Here is a 21,444-nt window from a genome sequence, read left to right on the forward strand (position 1 = left end):
ACGATTAAATGAATGAAATGCCCTTGTGTTTATAAAATATCGCTCGTCCAAATAATAGCAAAAACAAAAATATAGAAAGGAATGCTTTTATGCTGTTTAACCGTCGTAAGCGTGCCAGTACGAATACAGTGTCAACCAATAAAAAACAGCCCAACGCCTTTAAAGATTCAGCTAATGCGCCCGCGAAAAAGCGTATCGCTATCATCGGATCGGGGGTCTCAGGACTGACTTGTGCTCATTATTTGGTCGCAGAGCATGAGGTGACGATATTTGAAGCCAGTGATTATATTGGCGGGCATGTAAATACCATTGATGTGGCGCTACAAGATGGCAAAAAAGCAAAGAGCAGTAAAGTAGAAAACAGCGCAATAGACACCGGTTTTATTGTCTTTAATGAGCGTACCTATCCCAACTTTTTTCGCTTACTCCATGAGTTACAAGTGCCGTTTCAAGCAACGGATATGAGCTTTTCAGTAAAAAATATCGCGCGTCATTTTGAGTATAACGGTCACACGCTCAATACCTTATTATCGCAGCGCAAGAATGTCCTCAATCCTAAGTTTTGGCAATTTATCAAAGATATCCTACAGTTTAATAAGCATATCAAGCAGCTACGCCAAGATTATGATGCGGCGCGTGCACAGGGGCAAGATGTCAGCGGTTTTACTGCGCAAACATTGGGCGATTATCTAGCGCAAAAACGCTATGGGTCGCTATTTACCGATAATTATCTGCTGCCTATGGTGTCTGCTATTTGGTCAGCCAGTCTGGATGACGTACAAGATTTCCCATTGGTATTTTTTGCCCAGTTTTTTGATAATCATGGACTGCTCGATGTAGTCAATCGTCCGCAATGGTTCACCATCAAAGGCGGCTCTAAACAATATGTCAATAAATTGCTGCCACGCTTTGTCAAGGCAGGCGGCCAGGTAAGGGTAAATTGCCCGGTGCAGTCTGTTACTCGTATGGGTGCTGATGATGGCGACAAGGTGACGTTGACCATTCAAGATAAGAGCCGCACTGATGATAAGGTTGAACACCTTGTGTTTGATGACGTTATCTTTGCTTGTCATGCAGATACCGCGCTCAAGATTCTAGCAGATGCCAGTACCGATGAAGCTGAGGTGTTGAGTCATTTCCGCTTTAGCAAAAATACCGCTGTCCTGCATACTGATACTCAGGTGTTGCCCAACAAGCCTCTAGCATGGGCAAGCTGGAACTATCTTATTGGTAATGAGACAGATGCAAAGGATGCTTTAAAAAATGACGTGATTGATGCTGGCAAGCAGGCTGCCTCAAAGCCAGTACTGACTTATCATATGAATATCTTGCAGCGGCTGACCAAAAAGCATAATTATTTGGTCACCCTCAATCCAGCAACCGTTGATAAAGGTATTGATGACAGACAAGTTATTAAGCGTATTGACTATAGCCATCCTATCTTCGACAAGGCGATGATTGAGGCGCAGACACAATGGTCACGCATCTCTGGCAGTGGTTTGCATACGCATTTTTGCGGTGCGTATTGGTTCAATGGCTTTCATGAAGATGGTGTACGCAGTGGTCTAAGAGTTTGCCAAGCGCTTGGGTATGATATTGACATAAAAGACGAAGTCGACCCAAGTCACTTGCCGGATAGTGATAGCGCACACACGCCGTTTCGTTATAAAGACTTGCCAGTAAAAGCCGATAAACAGTCGCGCACACTGACAAAGCGTCAGGTAGTGACGGCAACGACCAATCAAGAATTGGTTGATTACGTTCACCGTTTACAGTCTGCCGCTACTGACTCGCCGCAAAAGAAAAAACGTGGCTTATTTGGTCGGCGTAAAGCCGAGCAACATAGTACCAAGCAGCATAGTAATGAGTGAAATAAAAGAGAGCATTATGATGACCCCAGTGCATCCGTCTCACGCAATGTCAACTCATGAGTTACCTTGTACCTCTGACAGCTTGCCGCACCAGTTATTTCATGGGAATACGTGGCACAGTCGGCTACTGCCAAATGTGCATAAGTTTGTGTACCCGTATCGCTATTGGGGTGTCAATATTAGCGCGTTAGCAGCAGGGCAGGCGCTCCCTGAAGTCGATACAGCAGGCTATGGCAAACGTCAGTGCCTAAAAGGGCTGCCACTATTTTCCACAGGAAAAAAGGCATTACAGCAGTTTTATCCTGATGATTATTTACAAGGCATATCACAAAGATTAAGGTCGCAAGAGCCAAATAGCCTAAGTGAAAGTAATAATCCAAATGATGCCAGAAAATCGCTTGATATAAATGCTAAAAACGGTGAAGAAGCTAATAATAGAGTAGCCAACAATAAATTAGCTAACGTCAGTAGCTATCAAAAACTTGAGCAAAGACTGCGTCAGGATTTTATGACCCATGCTGGTAGCGCGCCAAGTGGTGACATGCTGGGCTTGGTTGTCTGCCGCAATGCTGGTATATATTTTAGCCCCGTGAATTTTTATCTGGGTTTTGATGAGCAGCAACAGCCAACGCATTTACTGGCTGAGGTCTCTAATACGCCGTGGAATAAACGTCACTATTACGGATTTTTATTAGATGGGACGGATACCGAATTCTGCCATGATAAAGACTTTCATGTCTCACCATTTAATCCTATCGACCAGCTCTATCGCTGGCAGGTTAAAGTTAAAAAACAGCCAGATAACTGCTTACAAGTGCGTATTGCCATCGATATTAGCGACGAGCGGGGAGAGGTGCTAAAGACTGGTATCAAGGTGTCTGGGGTGCCGATGACCGAGGCAACGGTTCGCGATAGCTTACGCAAAAATCCGCTGATGAATATGACCTCGCTAACGCGTATTTACTGGCATGCGTTTAAGCTTTATGCGATTAAAAAAGTGCCTTATATTAATTATGATGAAAAGCTAGCCGATAGCAAACAGCAGCAAGCGGCTAATAAAAAAGACATCATTTAGCCAGTGCAAAGTTAACATTCGGTATAAATGTAAAACTCAGTACAGAATTGAAATCAAGTTTCAGAATTAAGCCACGCGACTTCAAGAGCCTAATGTCCAAACATAAGGCCTTTAGATAAGGATAAGTAGACGATGTCAGCACGACCGACCAATAGAAATCCAGCTTCGACATTAGGAAGATTTACCGCACGTATCAATAAAACCGTCAATGACAGCGCCGTATTGCGACCAGTCAATGACCGTATTAATAATTTGGCACGAAAGTTGATCTTTCGCGCGTTGGAGCATGTGCAGTTTGGCAGCCTCACATTGATCGAAGCATTCGATGAGCAAGCGCCTAAGACCCAGAGCTTTGGTATCAAGGCATCTGAGGAGATGAGCAGCTCAGCAGTGGGTCGCCATCCCTTAAACGTCACATTGATGATTCATGACAGTGCCGTCTATCGCCAATTGTTATTTGGTGGTTCGATTGCCCTAGCAGATAGTTATATCAATGGCGAGTGGGATACGGATGATCTGACAGGCTTGATTCGACAGGCAGCGCGCAACTTAGCCGTGCTTAACCAGTTAGAAAACCGCTTCGCTGCGGTCAGCAAAACTTTTGAAAAAGCCAAGCACCGACTGCGTAGTAATGATAAATCTGGCTCAAAATCCAATATCTTAGCGCATTATGATTTGGGCAATGATATGTATGAGCGGTTTTTGGACGATACCATGATGTACTCATCGGCAGTATATCAGTCGCCTGATACGACACTGAGCGATGCCCAGCAGCATAAGCTAGCGCTTATCTGTCAGCGTCTACAACTGAGCGCTGACGATCATGTCATTGAAATCGGTACTGGCTGGGGCGGCTTTGCTATTTATGCCGCCAAGCATTACGGCTGTCATATAACGACAACGACCATCTCAGATGCGCAGTATAATGAGGCACAGCAGCGGGTCGAAGCTGCCGGACTGTCTGATAAAATCACTCTTCTCAAGCAGGATTATCGTGAGCTGACTGGGCAGTATGACAAGCTGGTCAGTATTGAGATGATTGAAGCGGTCGGACATGAATTCTTGCCGACGTTTTTTGCCAAGTGTAATAGCTTGCTTAAGCCAACAGGGTTGATGGTGCTGCAAGCGATTACCTTTAATGATCAGAACTATCAAGACTATATCGATTCGGTCGACTTTATCCAGACCCATATTTTCCCTGGTGGCTGTCTGCTCTCAAACCAAGAGCTCAATACCCAGTTTACTGAGCAGACCGATATGGTCATCAAACAGTTGCATGATTATGGCTTTGATTATGCCTATACATTACGCGATTGGCGCACAGCTTTTATGGCGCAGCGCAATGAAATCAAAGCACTCGGTTATGATGAAGCCTTTATTCGCTTGTGGGAGTTTTATTTCTGCTACTGTGAAGGCGGCTTTTTGGAGCGTACCATCGGTGTGGTACAAGTAACAGCGGTCAAACCAAATAACATCGACACGCTACATTTTTCTGATTTACCAGCGGCAGACAAGGTATCCGCTTAACGCACTGTTTGACATGAGGTTGCGTATTGGTGCAAAAGCGCCTAATGCTGAGCAACCCTGATAAAAGGATATTATTATGGCTTACGTATTTATCTATCTGGCTGCTGTTGTCATATTTTTGGGTGTTGATGCAGTTTGGCTTACGACCATGAAAGGGGCTTTTTATGAGTCGCGTATCGGTCATCTATTGGCTGATGAGCCCAATATGATGGCCGCTGGCGTGTTTTATATGTTTTACATATTGGCACTTTGTATATTGGTTCTGTATCCGCAAATCAAAGCACAGGCATCGGTCGGCCATATCTTCTTACTGGGTGGTCTGATAGGACTGATGGCATATGGCACTTATGACTTTACCAACTTAGCTTTGTATAAAGGCTTTACCTTAGATACCGCGTTAGTAGATTTTGCGTGGGGCGGAATTTTAACTGGCTCAGTGAGTGCGATCGTCGCTTGGCTGGCGTACCGTTTTCATTGGTTGAGCTAACCAGCATATACCGCCTATTTCTCTGAAACACAGTCCGAATTTATTATGTCACTACAAGGGCAATAAAATAAAAAGGGTATATATAAAAGACAGTAGATATATAATTACATTATTTAAAATAATAGTAACTAAAGTATGAGCATCGAAAACATAGATATCGAAGGTAGCACAGTCAATCAAACCGCTAATCTAATAGAGATTATCTATGAAGATGAGTTTTTGGTGGCGATTAATAAAGAGGCGGGTTTACTCGTACATCGCAGTTGGCTGGACAAAGGCGAGACCCGCTTTGCCATGCAACTCACTCGTGATGCAGTAGGTTGCCATGTATTTCCGGTGCATCGGTTAGACAAGCCGACATCAGGCGTGTTGTTGTTCGCCAAGAGCCCAAGCGTCGCGCGCAGCCTTACCGAGGCTTTTACTACCCATAACGTTACCAAGCAGTATTTAGCTGTGGTGCGCGGTTTTATGCCAGAGCAGGGTACTGTTGATTATGCGTTGAGTTTCAAGCCCGACGCCATTGCCGATAAGTTTGCCAACTTGGACAAACCCGCTCAAGATGCGGTGACCCACTGGCAGAGTTTGGCTCAAATTGAGCTGCCATTTGCGGTATCAAAAAAGCATGATACGAGCCGCTACAGTCTAGTGCGCTTAACACCTGAGACTGGTCGCAAGCATCAGCTGCGTCGACACATGAGACATTTATTTCATCACATAGTGGGTGATACTAGCCACGGCGACGGACGGCACAACAGATTTTTTCGTACTCAATATGGCTGCGAGCGCATGCTGCTGCATGCCCAAACTTTAGCGTTTAGCCATCCAGTCACCGGTGAGCCATTGTTGCTAAAAGCAGGACTAGACGATCAATGGATGAACGTCTTGGAAGAGTTCTATTGGGTAAATGCGCTATATATTAAGCAGGATAAAGTTTAGGTTCTGTCTTAGAAGGTCATATCAAAGTAGTTGAAATACAGTCACTACAGATGAAGGCTTAAATCCTGAGTGAGGACTTGAAGCTTGATATCCGGTCTATATGTGCTAATAGGTCGAGCTGTTGATACAATATCAGCGTACTTAGCTGGTGGCTCATGCTCAATGAGTTATTGCATTCTCTAAAATCATATACGCTGCTTTGACCCTATCTGCATTGGGATAATTTTTATTTGCCAGAATGATAATGCCTGATTTTTCGGCAGGAATATAAGCGATATAGCCACCAAACCCATTAGTAGCGCCTGTTTTGTTGACCCAGACATTGTTTAAAATAGGCGTTGGATGGTTGTCTATTTTAATGGCTTGAGGCTTTAGCACCACATCCATTGAGTTACCTTCGAGTAAGGTATCTAGCTGAGTAGGATAAGGGTACATCTCCCATCCTAACCCTTGTGTAAAAGTGCTCGCCTGATAGTAACCCTTTCTATTATTGTCTAACGCTTGCTGAATATCTTTATCCAACGGCACAAGACCCATATTAGCAGCCATAAAATGCGTCATATCTTTAATGGTGGATTTAATGCCATAGGCTTCAGCGTCTAACATGCCAGCATTGACTCGGATAGCATCGCCAGCAGCGTTATAACCAAATGCATAATCCGCCATTTTGTCACTAGGCACATTGATAAAGGTGTTGGGCATATTGAGTGACGGTAGTATTTTTTCTTCCATCAATTGTGTGTAATCAACGTCCATGCTCAATGCCGATATATAACCAAACAGACCGATACTGGCATTGGAATATAAACGCTTTGAGTTGACCGGAAAGACTGGCTGCCAAGATTTATAATAACGGAGCAACTCTTTATTATTTTTAACCTCATCAGGTACTTGTAGCGGTAGACCACCAGCGGAATAGGTGGCTAGGTTTATAAGCTTAGTATTGCCAATGGTGCTGTTTTTTAGGTAGGGAATATATTTATCAGCCGTATCTTCTAATTTAAGTGTGCCATTTAATTCTGAATAACTGGCTAAGGTAGCAGCAAACGTCTTACTGATTGAGCCTAGCTCAAAAACAGTGTTTTCTGAGACAGGTATTTTGGCTTTCTTATCAGCCAAACCATAATAATATAAATGTGATTTACCATCGATAATAACGCCAAAAGCCATTCCTGAAATATTATGCTCATTCATTAGTAATTTGGCTTGTTGATCAACGGCGCTCTTTAGTTGGCCATTATTATCTGCTGCTTGTACGGTTCCAGATAGTAATGCTGCTGTCACTAAAGCGGTAAGTCCCACTTGATTTAAAAGGGTTTGAAAGCGCTGTTTCATTATAGGGTTGCTCGTTTATTCTGATAGATTTATTAACGATCGTTTGATGCTTCAATGATTATGGGAACAACTCTTACTTTAATTTTAGGAGTATTATTTCATGATACTTAACCTCTGACAATATAGAGCTGTCCAGTACAATGGATTGATTCCTCTGAAGTACTCACCAATATAACCAGCTATTTGCATCCCTAAATCCTATTTATAAAACACTCAAAATAGACTGCTATAATGCAACCTATTATAATAGATTGTGAGAATCGTTATCTTTATAAAAAAATACTTAAGTCACCCCACTCTCAACTTTAAAAGTGATTGAAAAAAGAAGAGCACCTCACTAATCTATTGTTTTCGACCAAGAATACAATGGAGTTGTGAGATGCCCATAGACGAATTTATCATCAATATCTATTTAATGGTAGAGCAATATTACAAAATAGTCGTCACCAAACCCTTGCGAAGTGCAGGTTACGCGCCAAAGCTAAGTGATCCTGAGGTTATTTGCATGGAGATGGTCGGTGAATTTTTACACCTTGATCAAGACAAACAAATTTGGCAATACTTTACCCAGCATTGGCAAGACTGGTTTCCAGCCATCGGCTCATACCCTAACTTCGCAAAGCATTGCGCCAATCTGTGGCAAGTCAAACAGCAGATACAAGATAACGTCAGTCAAATTGAAGGCCGTGACAACATCCATTTTATGGATGGTTTTCCGATACCCGTCTGTCATTATGGACGCGCTTATCGGCATAAAAACTATCAAGACTTAGCGGCTTTTAGCTACTGTGCGGCTAAGCAAGAGAGATACTATGGCTTTGAGGGACATTTGCTTGTTAACTTATCGGGCATGATTAAAGGCTTTACCTTTGCTCCTGCCAATGTTGATGAAAGAGCGGTTGCCCCAGAAATCACCACTCATATTCATGGGCTACTTGGCGCTGATAAAGGGTATATCAGCCCTAGTCTGACATCGTACTACGACGCTCAAGGCGTGGATTTACAAACGCCACTCAGAGCCAACATGAAAGAGGATAGACCCAAACCTGTGGTAAGGCGGCTAATGAAAGCCCGCCGTATCGTTGAAACAGTCATTGGTCAGCTATCAGAACGATTTAATATACAAAGGGTACGAGCAAGAGATTTATGGCATTTGTCTCATCGATTGATTCGTAAGATTCTTTCACACAATCTGTGCTTTGTACTCAACAAAAAACTTGGTAATCCGCCTCTTCAGTTTGATTTGCTTATTTCAAGTTGAGAGTGGGGTTTAAGTCATGTGCTCAAAACCCGTTTGGTCACTTAAGACCAATAAATTTTAGAAAACCGTAAGGAATGTTATGCCCCAGTACAATACTACCTCAACTGCCAAAAAAGCCCCTTTAAATCATGAGCTATATATGACGGTGCTAATGACCCCTGATATGGCAAATTTCATCGGCAATGTCCATGGTGGTGATTTGCTCAAAATGCTCGATCAGGTCGCTTATGCCTGTGCCAGTCGCTATAGCGGTAACTATGTGGTGACACTGTCCGTCGACCAAGTCATGTTTCGAGAGCCAATCTATGTAGGTGAGTTGGTCACCTTTGCGGCAAGCGTCAACTACGTGGGTAGAACGTCGATGGAAGTAGGCATACGTGTCGAAGCAGAAGATGTACGGGCGCGCACGGTTCGTCATACCAATAGCTGCTACTTTACGATGGTCGCCATTGATGACAATGGCAAGCCAACGCCAGCGCCACCGCTTGATATCAAAAATGTGATGCAGCAGTGTCGTTTTGATGCAGGCTTAGAGCGTAAAAATCTACGTATGCAAAGCTCACACCGTCCTAGCTGTGATATAGAAGATATGATTGGTGAGCTGTCAAGTAGTCGTGAAGATTAAGCCAAATAGAACGCTTAGCCAAGGGTTGTAAATTAAGAGCTAAGATAGTGTTGGTCATCTAAAGTAAACAGCGATTCACTAAAAAGTTACTGATAGTTTATCTAAGACTGCGCTATCTTTTATGCTAGCCATTGCGGTTGCTTCATAAGTATTTACTAGAACAGCATTTACTGTAAGCAAAAACTAGGATAGAGACAATGGTTACCCATTCGCTATTTTACTGAGACTATTATGAGTTTAAAGCCATCAAAAACCAATTCACATAGTCCTACTACTGATCAGCCAGCACCGCATCATAATCGTGCTCGCGGTACTGGTACGCTCATTAATAAGACCCATTCTGATGGTAGTTCTCGTTCTGGCTTCGATGATGTGTCTAAGCCAGCAGCCGATAAAGATGAGCAACATTCTGCCTCATTGACGACGGTATTGATTGCTGTTGGGGCCAACCTCATCATTGCGATTGCCAAAACCATAGCCGCCTTTATGACGGGTTCTGCCTCTATGATCGCAGAGTCTGCGCATTCTTGGGCAGATGCAGGTAATGGGACTTTATTAATTGTCGCCGAAAAAAAGGCCATCAAACCTGCTGATAAAAGCCATCCGCTTGGCTACGGTAAAGAGTCGTATGTCTGGTCGATGATTGCCGCTTTTGGTGTTTTTATGGCAGGCTCTATTGTCTCCATTTATACCGGTATTACCGAGTGGAACGCGGCTGAGAGTGAGACCGACTATACGATTGGGTTTATTATATTAGCAGTAGCTTTTGTATTCGAAGGCTTTTCGTTAGGACAGGCTTACTTGCAAAGCAAAAAGCATGGTGAAGCGATCAATGTCAGCGCCATCGGCTATGTGGTCGATACGTCTAACCCCACTTTGCGCGGTGTGTTTTTTGAAGATTTAGCGGCTGTGATTGGCTTGCTTGTCGCTGCGGCTGCGATGGGTATGCATGCTTATACCGGACAGCCCTTTTGGGATGCGCTAGGTTCTATCGTCGTCGGCCTATTATTGGGTGTGGTTGCTATCTTTTTAATCAGCCGTAACCGCGACTTTTTGGTCGGCTATAAAGTATCCGATAGGATGCATTCCTATGCGTTGAGCGAGCTGCTCAATCATCCAGATATTGATAGTGTGTCTTACTTGCATCTAGAGTGGGTAGGGCCAAAAAAAATATTTATGGTGGCGGCAGTAGATATCGCTGGTAATCAAAAAGAAAAAGAAATCGCGCAAAAATTTGAAGACATTGAAAGCCAGTTCCGTGCCGATCCCTTATTCCAAGAAGCCATTTTGACATTGTCAGTGCCTAATGCTGAGGTGCTCAGTTTGCCCAAAAGTAACGATAAAGTTGCCTCATAATGAGAAGTAATATGAAACTAAGTCTGCAATCTATTGTAGAAAGTAAAGTCGGCTGTTCCATCATGGTTCGTTCATTAAGTGTGGCGGTTATGATGATTACTACAGTAGTCAGTCTGACTCAGGCCAACGCTGAGTTAGTTATTCACAATGAGCCTGCTCAACAGCAGATAGTAAGTGCCAATAGCGATTCTATTAACAATACCGCTTTCATGAATAATGATATCTTCCCGACAGATACGTCTATTGTTAAGTTGATGCAAGTGATGCATATTGATGAGCAAATAGAATCTATCGTTAACGGGCAACAAGCGGCTATCGATGCTATTAATACGCAACAGACGCGCACTCAACAAAGAGACAATGGCAAACTGAACAAACGCCAACGTGAGCTACAAGAGCAAATTCAAAGTGTATTGGGTCAATATGCCAAGATAATGACCAATGGTATAGGCAACGCCACTGACAAGCAGACGTTGACCCAAGCGTATATTAACGCAGCAAAAAATTACTATACGCAAGTGGAAGTTGATGCTCAAATTGGCTTTTATGACACAGTAATTGGTCAAAGTATCTTGGCTAAACAGCCACAAATTACAGCAGCCTTTTTAAAGCAATCTTTGCCTGATGATACCAGTGAGACAGAAGCGCAATTGGGTGAGTTATTACCGCAAATGCAAGAGATTATCAAAGGTGTATTTTAATTGATAGTTTAGCTATTTTAGCGCCAATCTTAATTTTGTCACGCATAAAAAAAGGTCACCCAATGGAGTGACCTTTTCTTTTTTACTTTATCTATAGCGATTCGACTAATCGGTATTGAGATTAATCAACACTATAAAATATTTATTTTTTTGGTGCATTAGCGCCAATGAACCATGCATCTTTATCAACAGTACGGCTAACTTCTGTTAGTAGATCGGCAGTATCTTCATCGCCTGCATCACCTGCAGTATCGATGCCTTCACGTAATGATGCTGCAATGGTTTTATAACGATTGGTCAGCTCACGTACATGCTGATCAACTTCGCTGATATCAGTAGGGTAAGTCTCTAAGATAGAGTCTTCAACCACACGCTTAGAGATACCATTAGCCTTACCGCCTAGGATAACAATACGTTCAGCGACCGTATCATAAGCTTCAGTCAAGCGGCTATAGGTATCATCAAGTAGCTGATGCACGCCGATAAAGCCAGTACCTTGAAGATTCCAGTGACATTGCTTACTGTCCATACTCAAATCAATGAGATTTGCTAAATTAGCATTCAATAAGTCGATCATTTTCTTTGCGGTTGCGTCGTCTATTCCACTTGCGTAACGTTCTCTCATATTTTACTCCATTATTTAGATTTATTTTATTGGGTTTACTTTTCTTTTTGTTAGAAAGGTATCCAAGCACCGTTTAATTCATCTGTTTAGATTGGTTGATTCAAAGTAACCATAGTCCAATTACTATAAAAGACATATTGTTAAAAAAGACAGATTGCTATAAATAAAGTTTGTCTATGGGCTGTACTTATTTTCAACAGTGCTTGTTCTTAACGAGTTATTTCATAAACGATAATAGCAGCTCATGGCACTGTTGGTAGCCTCAAGCGTTAGGCTTTGTTAGGTGGTCGTGTAATGACTTTGTTAACCATGAAAAGCTTTGTAAATTTATCAGAGTCTGTGTGCGGTTTTTATGACAATTTGCAATTTTTCTCATCATAAATTCTATCTCTATCAGCGCTGTTCTATGACGGGCTATACGAGCCTAGCCTAATGAATAGACTCACGGTTGTCCTTTAAAAACTGCTCGTCAGACCCCATATTGTTATAAACCTAAAGAAGAAGAAAGCCATTATGCGTATGCCCGAACCGCGCTCATCGCGTCAGTTAAACCAATTGGCCACTCAGCTCCAAGGCGAAGCTGAAATTAGTGGTGTTAATGCGTCTGGGACGCAAATATCAAGTCGTGCTTTTGAGATGGTCACAGAGTTTGAGCCAGCAGGGGATCAACCGCAAGCGATTGAAAAGCTGGTCAAGGGTATCAATTCTGGTATGGATGAGCAGTTACTGCTGGGGGTGACGGGTTCTGGCAAGACCTATACCATGGCCAAGGTCATCTCTGAGACGCAGCGCCCAACCATTATCATGGCACATAACAAGACGCTTGCCGCGCAGTTATATGGTGAGTTCAAGTCATTTTTCCCCAACAATGCCGTTGAGTACTTTGTCAGCTATTATGATTATTACCAACCGGAAGCTTATGTCGCTGCCAGTGATACTTTCATTGAAAAAGACAGTGCCATTAACGATCACATCGATCAGATGCGCCTGTCAGCGACACGAGCACTCCTAGAGCGCCGTGATGCGATTATCGTCGCCTCAGTATCGTGCATTTATGGTTTGGGTGATCCAGAAAGTTATCTAAAAATGCTGCTGCACGTCGTCGTCGGTGACAAAATCGATCGTACTGCTACCATTAAACGCCTCGTTGAAATGCAATATACGCGCAATGAGTTAGACTTTGGCCGTGGTACGTATCGCTTGCGTGGCGAGCTGCTAGATATTTATCCTGCTGAGTCTGAGCAGCTGGCGGTACGTGTGCATTTATTTGACAATGAAGTGGAGAAAATCACGTGGTTTGATCCCTTGACGGGTAAGACGGTACGTAGCGTGCCACGTATTACTATCTATCCAAAATCGCATTATGTGACGCCGCGCAACAAGTTAGAAGCTGCCAGTCATACCATTCGCGCTGAGCTTGAGCCACGTTTAGAATATTTCCGTGAAAATAACAAGCTGATTGAAGCACAGCGTCTCAAAGAGCGTACCCAGTATGATCTTGAGATGATTCAACAGCTCGGCTATTGCAACGGTATCGAAAACTATTCGCAGCATCTCTCTGGTCGTCCATCAGGGGAAGCGCCGCCGACGTTGTTTGACTATATTCCAGAAGACGCACTGCTGTTCCTTGATGAATCGCACGTCACCGTTTCGCAAATCGGTGCAATGTATAAAGGCGATAGATCACGTAAAGAAAACTTGGTCAATTATGGTTTCCGTCTGCCAAGCGCGATGAACAACCGCCCGATGAAGTTTGAAGAGTGGGAGCGTATCAAGCCTAAGACTATTTATGTCAGTGCTACGCCTGCATTGTATGAGCTTGAACACAGCGAGCAAGTCGTTGAACAAGTCGTCCGTCCAACGGGTTTGATTGATCCTGAGATTGAGATTCGCCCTGTATTGACGCAGGTCGATGATGTGTTATCAGAGATTACTAAGCGTCGAGAAAAAGATGAGCGCGTGCTGATAACTACCTTGACCAAGCGCATGTCAGAAGATTTGACCAGTTATCTAAAAGAATACGACGTCAAAGTTGCTTATCTGCATTCGGATATTGATACTGTCGAGCGTATGCAAATCATTCATGAGTTGCGGACTGGCGTGCATGATGTACTGGTCGGTATTAACCTATTGCGTGAAGGTTTAGATATGCCAGAAGTGTCATTGGTCGCAATATTTGATGCGGACAAAGAAGGCTTCTTGCGTTCTGAGCGTGCCTTGATTCAGACCATTGGTCGTGCTGCGCGTCACATCAATGGTAAGGCTATCCTTTATGCTGATCGCATTACCAACAGTATGCAAAAGGCGATAGACGAGACCGACCGTCGCCGTGAAAAACAGGTAGCATTTAACCTTGAGCATAACATTACGCCAAAAGGGGCACGTCGCAGTATCACCGATAAAATCGATACGGGTGACGATCAGAATGCCAATGACAATCAAGTGATTCCTATCAAGAGCAATCTGCCTGATGTCGATATCAGCATTTTACGCAGTCCTGATTTGCTGGCGAAAGAAATCAACCGTCTTGAGAAGCTCATGAAGCAAATGTCACGTGACTTGAAATTTGAGGATGCCGCGAAAACGCGAGATAAAGTGCTAGAGTTAAAGGCGCATTTGATCTAATAGGTTATTTGAACTGTCGTTAATATCAGTTTGTATCTAATAAAAAGGTGAGTTGCCAACGGTGCAGCTCACCTTTTTTATGGTTTTCTTATCAGCAAAACAAACTCGATTTTTTTTCGATATAATTATAACTAATAATTGGTTATATCAAAACTTGTGTTTATACCAAATGCCACTTAATATGATATCAATGAGCAATATGAACTTATAACAACGGACGTTAAGGCACATAATCCATCATGAAAAATAATAAATTCTTAGAATTAAATGCGAATGAAAACTCACTAGGTATGGCAGATTCTGCCAAACAAGCCATTATAGAGTCTTTAGGTGAGGGCTTTCGTTATCCAGATAATCCACGCGCGGCGCTCATTAGCAAAATTTCCACCATCCATGGTGTGGCGAAAGACCAAATCTCCTTAGGCAATGGCTCGACTGAAAATATTCGAGCGACCTTACAGATGCTGCAAAACAAAGCACTAAAAGAGGGCAAGCAGTTTCAAATGGTGATTCCTGTGCCAACGTTTGATTGTGCAGAGATGTATGCAAATTCCATTGGCGTGCCTGTGGTCAAGATACCGTTAACCACTGAAAACTATGATTATGATTTTGATGAATTACAAAAAGTAGCTGACGATTTTGATGGTATTAGTCTGCTCTATATTTGCAATCCAAATAATCCAACTGGCATCATTACATCAACTTCAAGGCTTAAAACCTGGGTAAGTAATGCATCAGATAATCATTACTTTTTATTAGATCAAGCTTACTTGGAGTATGTGTCAGACCCAAGCTTTGAGAGTGGGATTGAGTGGGTGAAACAAGGGCTATCAGACAATCTTATTGTTATCCATACTTTTTCAAAGTTATGTGCTTTAGCTGGTATGCGAGTGGGCTACGCGGTTTCTAACCCGCAAGCTATTGAGACTGTCGAAGCCTTTATGTCTATGGACAATACCAACTTGTCGGGTGCGGTCGCCGCCATTACGACGTTAAATGATGCAGAATTTTTAGCACTCAGCTTGCGCAATACCAATCAATCGCGCCGGATGATTGAGACCGTGTTAGACGATCTGGGATTGCGTTATTTACCCTCACAGACCAATTTTATTTTTCATGAAATAAAGGGTGACTTAAAAACATACATCGATAGAATGCGAGACAATGGCATAAAGGTTGGGCGTGAATTTCCCCCTGTTACCGGATTCAACCGCCTAACGCTTGGCACGCCTGATGAGATGGCAGCATTTATTAAAGTATTAAAGCTGTTCCGTGAAAAAGGCTGGGTCTAATGCATGGCGTGCAAGATGCGCGTAGGGCACTTGTATTCACATTGAATGCGCCTTACCATATTAATACTTATCGGTATAAAGCTTACCATTCATCTGACATACCAATGCAAAATAGTAGAGCAGTAAGTTTGATACTGCACATCGTAATTTTGGTGTTGATATAAATTAGGCGTATTACTATAGTGCTTACCAAGCAATTATTAGAGCTGAACTCTAACGAAAACTCACTGGGCATGGCAGACTCTGCCAAACAAGCTATCCTCGACTCTTTGCGCATCGGTTTTCGTTATCCAGATGATCAACGCGCTGCGCTTATTAGTCGAATTGCCAAGATAAATGGCGTGATCGAAAGCGAAGTGTCACTTGGCAACGGCTCTAGCGAAAACATCCGAACCGTGGTGCAGATGCTATTAAATCTTGCATTTAAGACCGGCAAGCGCTTCCAAGTGATTGTGCCTGATCCTACTTTTGCTTACGCTGAGTTGTATGCCAGCTCGCTTGACGTGCCCGTCATCAAAGTACCGTTGAAGCCCGAAAGCTACGATTTTGACTTTCAAGGTTTGCAAAAAGCTGCCGACGATTTTGATGGCATCAGCCTGTTTTATCTTTGCAACCCTAACAATCCAACTGCCACCATTACCTCAACCGCGCCTTTTAAACATTGGGTAGCAAACGCTCCTGCAAACCACTATTTCTTATTAGACGAAGCCTACTCAGAGTACGTCAACGACCAAAGCTTTGAGAGTGGCGTCGAGTGGGTAAAGCAGCAGCTAACAGCCAATCTAATTGTCGTTCGTACCTTTTCGAAGTTATGTGCTCTGGCTGGCATGCGCGTCGGTTATGCCATTGCCAATCCATCTATGATTGCGGCTATCGAGGCCTTTACTTCTATCGATAATACCAACCTTTCAGGTGCCGTTGCCGTGCTAGCAACCCTCGACGATGAGGGTTTTTTAGCCCGCAGTTTGCACAATACCAATCAATCACGGCAGATGGTTGAAGCGACTTTAGATGAGTTGGGGCTGAGCTATCTGCCCTCACAAGCTAACTTTATTTTTCATGAGGTCAACGGTGAGGTGAAGATTTATATGGACAGAATGCGCGAGTATGGCATTGTGGTCGGTCGCGAGTTCCCACCGATTGAGGGTTTCAGTCGGCTAACGCTTGGCACGCCTGATGAGATGGCTGTCTTCATTAAAGTACTAAAGTCGTTTCGTCAAAAGGGTTGGGTGTGATTAAGCCAGATAGAATAGTTTCATAATTAGAAAAGGGGAGTTGCCTAACGTACAGCCTCCCTTTTTTATTGCAATAGGATAGAGGAGCCAGAGCTAATATTTCATTTTTACCAACATCAAACGCAGTTTTACATATCCGGTCTTAAAAAATATCACGTCATCTTATAGTATTGACTCATAAAGCACGAACGAACAAGCAGCAGATTACATGCTGGACAGTGGCAATAAAATCAGGCGTGCTAACGTATATTATAATTTTAAGGTCAGGGATATATCCATGTTTGATATCAAATCATTTTTTAAAAGAGAAGTAGAAAAAAAACTCATCAATGTAGACGATTATATTTTTATGCCTGAGCGAGTAGAGATGGAGCTAGAGGGCGGATTATTAAATTGTGTACTCAACAGTGATGGTCGAGTCGATATTTTTTATAGTAAGCAAGGAGTGACAGAGGTTAGCTCGGCATCACGTAAGCACCCCTTTACGGCATTCGAAACTGAGCTATATCATGGTGTTTATGATGACGTTATTAATGATTTGATCAAAGAAGTAGACAAGATTATCGATGGCTCTTCTAAGTATTTTAGTCGCAGCAAAATACTGCCCTTTACAGCAGCGCTGTCACAGAGTCCAGTTGATAAAAACAAGTTCTAAGCCAAGCTAATACGCTGAGAGGAGTGAACGATACAAAGACTCAGCAACAAAAAGGGTGCGTTATTTATAACGCACCCTTTTTATTATTTTGTATTCTCAACGAACATTACTTTAACGCTTTAAATATCTGTAGTACTTAACGATACTTATATTTTCACTCCGAAGGCTTTATTTACAGCAGCTAAAGCCGCGACATTGGCGATAGGACGAGATTGACTGCCCTCAACCAAATGATTGGTCTTCGTCTGGGTATACAGCCCTTTGGCAAAGCGCGTACCGTCATCACGCTCAGTCAGCGTGTCGGTATAGTACCATTCACACTGACAAGCCTCTTCAGTGATATCGAGTAGCATATAACCACGATCGGTCTGATTGTTGAACTTCTGATGTGGATTTAGCTCAATGCCTGCTGTCTCAGGGAAAGGTAACGAGGTCAGCGCCGGACAGACGAACTCTACCGCTATTGAGCCCTCGCCTGTCGTTGGATTATAACGGCTTGCATCAAACGGATCTTTGCATATATCAAAGGCAAAAGAGGCGTGATAATCGCCAGTTAATACGACGGTATTGTCGATACGATTGTCTTCGATAAAGTCGAGCAAGCGAGTACGTGCGCTCGCATAGCCATTCCAGATATCGCCAGAGTTGGTCGCAAAAGTGCCTCTAAAGGGCGCTAGAATGACTTGTTGTCCCAGTATCTGCCATGTCGCATTGCGGCGTTTGCCTTCTTTCATATTTAGATAGAGCCAGTTTTCTTGCTCAAGTCCCAACAGTTGACGTTCAGGCTCATTGCTGGCTTTCGCATCGAGCTTTTCTCGACCAAATATACGCGTGTCTAGCATATTTAGATCAAACAACTTACCAAACTCAAAGCGTCGATAAATCCTCAGCTGGCTATCCAGTTCATTGCTGCTATCGTCACGAATGGGCATCCACTCGTGATAGGCGCGAACCGCTGACATTTTACGTTCTATATAGCTGCCTTTGCTTTCAGTATGGAATCCAGCACCACCTTTCCATGAGTTGTCTGCAATCTCATGATCGTCCCAAACGGCGATAAAGGGGTGTTGACGGTGGCATTCTTGCAAGTCAATATCAGTACGATAGCAGGCATAGCGACGACGATAATCTTCTAAGCTAATAATTTCGTTTTTGGGCTCTATCGGACGCTCTTCGATCAGTGACTGGTCACGATAAAAGCCCTCTGGATACTCGTAAATATAATCACCCAAATGCAGGACAGCTGATATATCTGCTTGCTTAGCGATATCTGCATAGCCATTAAAGTAGCCAAAGCCATAATTGGAGCAGGATACCACTGCCAAGCGCACGCGGTCTATTGCGCTCGCAGGCAAGTCTGGCTGTGGAATAGTGCGTGTGCGACCAGTAGGAGAGAGGTAGCCTAAGGCTTCAAAAATATAATAGTAGGTGGTGTCGGATTTTAGGGACTTGGCATCGACTTTGACGGTAAAATCAGACTCTGAAGTAGCCAACGCTCGGCCTTGAGTGACGATGTTTTTTAGCTCAGGATCGGTAGCCACCGTATAGCTGACAGGAATACTGGTAGCATTGATGCTACCGTCATTGGTGATGCGCGTCCAGAGTATTACTCTATCTTGTAAAGGGTCACCGCTGGCGATGCCATGTACAAAGGGTGATGCGCCTTGATAGCCCAAGTCGTCTACCTTATCCAAGGTATTCGAATTGGTGGAGTCATCGTCTGATGAGCAAGCACTTAGCTGGGTCAACAAAGTACCCGCCACCGTTACTTGACTACCTAGTTTTATAAACGCACGTCTTTTCATCTATCATCCTTGATATCTGTTAAAAGTAATGACCATTTAAAGTCAGCTTAAAATAACTAGGATAACAGCAATTCAGCTAAAAGTACTGCTAATAGTCGACTGATTTTGACAATTTATCCGATTTATATAAGGCTGGCTATATTTTAATAATCTCTATAAATAAGCTGAGTTAAGCAATCGATAACCCAGCTTATGTTAGCTCCAAAAATACAAAGCGTTTTAATTTATTTGGTGAAATTTGCATAACAGGTTTGTAGAGATTTGGCGACGACTCTGGTCACCAACTGTGTGCGGTATTGGGTGTCTATCGCTGCATTACCCAATTCAACAAGGGTCACTTGCTGCGGTGCTTGCTCACTGACACAGCCACAGACATTGCTTTTTATCGCTTCTTCTTGTGTTTCAGTCATGGCTACACTGGCAATGCGCCAGGCACTTTGTTTTTCGATCTGACTACGGCACTGATTATCAACTGCTGCTTTAAATACGTTCATACCGATATTATTTGCTGTACCAATCGCATTACCGGTATTGGTATTCATGCCGTCAGTCGCCGTGCAACCCGCTAGAGCGAAGGTAGCAAGCATAGCCGTTGAAATTAAGATTTTTTTCATGGGTTAGTCCTTTAAGGTCTTGATTGATTTTAAAGTGTCTGTTTGATAAAACTGACATTGGTAGCAAGGGATAATCGCTAGGCGAAACGTGTTTTGTCCAAGCAGGTCGTATATTATCAGCAAAACTTATCAATGACACCATCAACCATTATCTTAAACCTCACCTTACCTCTGACTTGCGTGGTTTTTATAAATATTCACCAATTCTTTAAAATAATAAATGGTTTAAATAGCTAATCTGGATAGGTTTTATTTTTAAATAACCGTTCATTACTATATCTTGTCCTGAAGTTTTGGGTATGATTAACAATAATTGGCTGCTACGGGTAATCCTATGTTATTACGCCTATCTGTATTATATATGCTCTCTATAAGTGCGGTTTCGTTTACTCATGCCGCTGATGTGGTATTGCCGGATTCATTGATTGTGGACTTAGTAGAGCAGCATTGCTCGTCCCCACAACCAAATTCTGAGGTAAATAAGGCAACTAAGGCAAGTCTTGACCTTGAGTATGATTGCTCCGATAAGTATGACGATGCTGATGGCACTGAGCAAAGTATGGATTATAGTCTGCGTTTATTGCCTTTGATGACGCAAGATTTTAATCGTGATGGAATTAAGGACATCGTATTAGAGATTGAATCTTCTGGGCCTTTGGGTGGCAGTGTGACGACCAATAGTGCGGTGCATTATCTGCTCTTAGATAAGAGTAATCGCGTTATTAACGAACATGAAGTGCTACTGTACGCGCCGTTTAGTGAACATATCGTCGAGTACGAGGTGAAGGGCAATCGCATACATTATACCGCCGCGCCTAACTATCGCTCACATCCTGAGGCTTATGACAATGGTGAGCTGATAGAGCCAACGATAAGTTTCGATATTAATTGGATAAAAGGCGTTCCAATAAGCACGTATTATCGGGACAACTGCCAATTGTCAGAAGAAACGGATAAGCGGATATTTGCCAATGCACCTAGTGTGAAGCGCATTGCTACCATTGATATTCATGACTATACACAGCTGGTCGAAGAAAAACTGCATATAAATAATATGCAAGTGTCCGCCGAACTGGGTGGCTGCGATACCAAAAGTGTGCGCTTTAGCATTCAGCCGAGTGCAGGACACAACTTGCCAGTTTTAGCAGATATTTTGCAAACCTTGATTCCAGTGACGTCTCAGCATAAGCCACTTAGAGAATTATTAAAAATGGATCAACAATCGCAAATTGTATTTGGCGAGGTAATGAGCTTGTCAGACAATTGGTCGGGGCAGGTACATATCGAGCGCGGTTTTGAGAATGCCAGTGTGATAATCAACATAGCGGAACAAGATTAGGGATATCGTCGTTTAAAGTGAAAAAATACCGAATGCATTTATAACAGTATCAACAAATACAAAAAACCCGCTAAGGCAAT

At 43.0% G+C, this 21,444-nt stretch carries 18 protein-coding genes; 14 read left to right on the forward strand and 4 right to left on the reverse strand.

Annotation, left to right across the window (positions count from 1 at the left end):
• Positions 1–89: 89 nt before the first annotated feature.
• The 5 genes from AAEY79_RS04800 to truC all read left to right on the forward strand — a co-directional run bounded on the left by AAEY79_RS04800 (position 90) and on the right by truC (position 5,896).
• A complete protein-coding gene (locus AAEY79_RS04800) occupies positions 90–1,871 on the forward strand; it encodes an NAD(P)/FAD-dependent oxidoreductase (protein WP_025652087.1) in 1,782 nt (593 codons plus the stop codon).
• The gene (locus AAEY79_RS04805; RefSeq protein WP_201633655.1) at positions 1,864–2,946 is read left to right on the forward strand and encodes a DUF1365 domain-containing protein; all 1,083 of its coding nucleotides are present in this window, start codon (positions 1,864–1,866) and stop codon (positions 2,944–2,946) included. Before AAEY79_RS04800 ends, AAEY79_RS04805 begins: the two co-directional genes overlap by 8 nt.
• Positions 2,947–3,078: 132 nt before the next feature.
• Positions 3,079–4,473, forward strand: a complete 1,395-nt coding sequence (locus AAEY79_RS04810) for a cyclopropane-fatty-acyl-phospholipid synthase family protein (protein WP_201567083.1) — start codon at positions 3,079–3,081, stop codon at positions 4,471–4,473.
• 76 nt (positions 4,474–4,549) lie between these two features.
• Positions 4,550–4,960: a DUF2177 family protein gene (locus tag AAEY79_RS04815; RefSeq protein WP_025652090.1), complete on the forward strand. Its 411-nt coding sequence runs from the start codon at positions 4,550–4,552 to the stop codon at positions 4,958–4,960.
• Positions 4,961–5,095: 135 nt separating this feature from the next.
• Positions 5,096–5,896 carry a tRNA pseudouridine(65) synthase TruC gene (gene truC, locus AAEY79_RS04820; RefSeq protein WP_352287479.1) on the forward strand — a complete coding sequence of 267 codons (801 nt, stop codon included), beginning with the start codon at positions 5,096–5,098 and terminating at the stop codon, positions 5,894–5,896.
• 159 nt (positions 5,897–6,055) lie between these two features.
• Here truC and ampC read toward each other — a convergent pair whose 3' ends face one another.
• A complete protein-coding gene (gene ampC, locus AAEY79_RS04825; protein WP_352287482.1) occupies positions 6,056–7,231 on the reverse strand; it encodes a class C beta-lactamase in 1,176 nt (391 codons plus the stop codon).
• Positions 7,232–7,610: 379 nt separating this feature from the next.
• Here ampC and AAEY79_RS04830 point away from each other — a divergent pair, with 379 nt between their 5' ends.
• The 4 genes from AAEY79_RS04830 (at position 7,611) to AAEY79_RS04845 (ending at position 11,174) form a co-directional block, all read left to right on the forward strand.
• Positions 7,611–8,492 (forward strand): IS982 family transposase, encoded by an 882-nt coding sequence (locus AAEY79_RS04830; protein ID WP_193011376.1) that lies wholly within the window; start codon positions 7,611–7,613, stop codon positions 8,490–8,492.
• 79 nt (positions 8,493–8,571) lie between these two features.
• On the forward strand, positions 8,572–9,117 hold the full coding sequence (locus AAEY79_RS04835) for an acyl-CoA thioesterase (protein WP_025652093.1): 546 nt from the start codon (positions 8,572–8,574) through the stop codon (positions 9,115–9,117).
• A gap of 231 nt (positions 9,118–9,348) precedes the next feature.
• Entirely contained in the window at positions 9,349–10,473 is a 1,125-nt protein-coding gene (locus tag AAEY79_RS04840; RefSeq protein WP_352287485.1) for a cation diffusion facilitator family transporter, read from the forward strand.
• An 11-nt stretch (positions 10,474–10,484) separates the two neighbouring features.
• The gene (locus tag AAEY79_RS04845) at positions 10,485–11,174 is read left to right on the forward strand and encodes a DUF2059 domain-containing protein (RefSeq protein ID WP_025652095.1); all 690 of its coding nucleotides are present in this window, start codon (positions 10,485–10,487) and stop codon (positions 11,172–11,174) included.
• 142 nt (positions 11,175–11,316) lie between these two features.
• On the opposite strand, the gene dps is transcribed toward AAEY79_RS04845, so the two are convergent.
• Entirely contained in the window at positions 11,317–11,799 is a 483-nt protein-coding gene (gene dps, locus AAEY79_RS04850; RefSeq protein ID WP_025652096.1) for a DNA starvation/stationary phase protection protein Dps, read from the reverse strand.
• 513 nt (positions 11,800–12,312) lie between these two features.
• On the opposite strand from dps, the gene uvrB reads away from it, so the two are divergent.
• The 4 genes from uvrB (at position 12,313) to AAEY79_RS04870 (ending at position 17,606) form a co-directional block, all read left to right on the forward strand.
• Positions 12,313–14,424 (forward strand): excinuclease ABC subunit UvrB, encoded by a 2,112-nt coding sequence (gene uvrB, locus AAEY79_RS04855; RefSeq protein WP_101211489.1) that lies wholly within the window; start codon positions 12,313–12,315, stop codon positions 14,422–14,424.
• A 239-nt stretch (positions 14,425–14,663) separates the two neighbouring features.
• Positions 14,664–15,716 carry a histidinol-phosphate transaminase gene (locus AAEY79_RS04860; protein ID WP_352287488.1) on the forward strand — a complete coding sequence of 351 codons (1,053 nt, stop codon included), beginning with the start codon at positions 14,664–14,666 and terminating at the stop codon, positions 15,714–15,716.
• Between the two features lie 182 nt (positions 15,717–15,898).
• Positions 15,899–16,951 (forward strand): histidinol-phosphate transaminase, encoded by a 1,053-nt coding sequence (locus AAEY79_RS04865; protein ID WP_173240142.1) that lies wholly within the window; start codon positions 15,899–15,901, stop codon positions 16,949–16,951.
• 277 nt (positions 16,952–17,228) lie between these two features.
• The gene (locus AAEY79_RS04870; RefSeq protein WP_025652101.1) at positions 17,229–17,606 is read left to right on the forward strand and encodes a hypothetical protein; all 378 of its coding nucleotides are present in this window, start codon (positions 17,229–17,231) and stop codon (positions 17,604–17,606) included.
• Positions 17,607–17,752: 146 nt separating this feature from the next.
• Here AAEY79_RS04870 and AAEY79_RS04875 read toward each other — a convergent pair whose 3' ends face one another.
• Positions 17,753–19,411, reverse strand: coding sequence for an alkaline phosphatase (locus AAEY79_RS04875; RefSeq protein ID WP_025652102.1), 1,659 nt, complete (start codon positions 19,409–19,411; stop codon positions 17,753–17,755).
• A 224-nt stretch (positions 19,412–19,635) separates the two neighbouring features.
• Entirely contained in the window at positions 19,636–20,025 is a 390-nt protein-coding gene (locus tag AAEY79_RS04880) for a hypothetical protein (RefSeq protein WP_025652103.1), read from the reverse strand.
• 334 nt (positions 20,026–20,359) lie between these two features.
• Between AAEY79_RS04880 and AAEY79_RS04885 the strand changes: the two genes are divergently transcribed.
• Complete coding sequence (locus AAEY79_RS04885) at positions 20,360–21,364, forward strand: hypothetical protein (RefSeq protein ID WP_157824058.1); 1,005 nt, start codon at positions 20,360–20,362, stop codon at positions 21,362–21,364.
• The last annotated feature ends 80 nt before the right edge of the window (positions 21,365–21,444 follow it).

Source organism: Psychrobacter sp. GW64-MNA-CIBAN-0177 (genome assembly GCF_040309585.1).
GTDB classification, from domain to species: domain Bacteria; phylum Pseudomonadota; class Gammaproteobacteria; order Pseudomonadales; family Moraxellaceae; genus Psychrobacter; species Psychrobacter okhotskensis.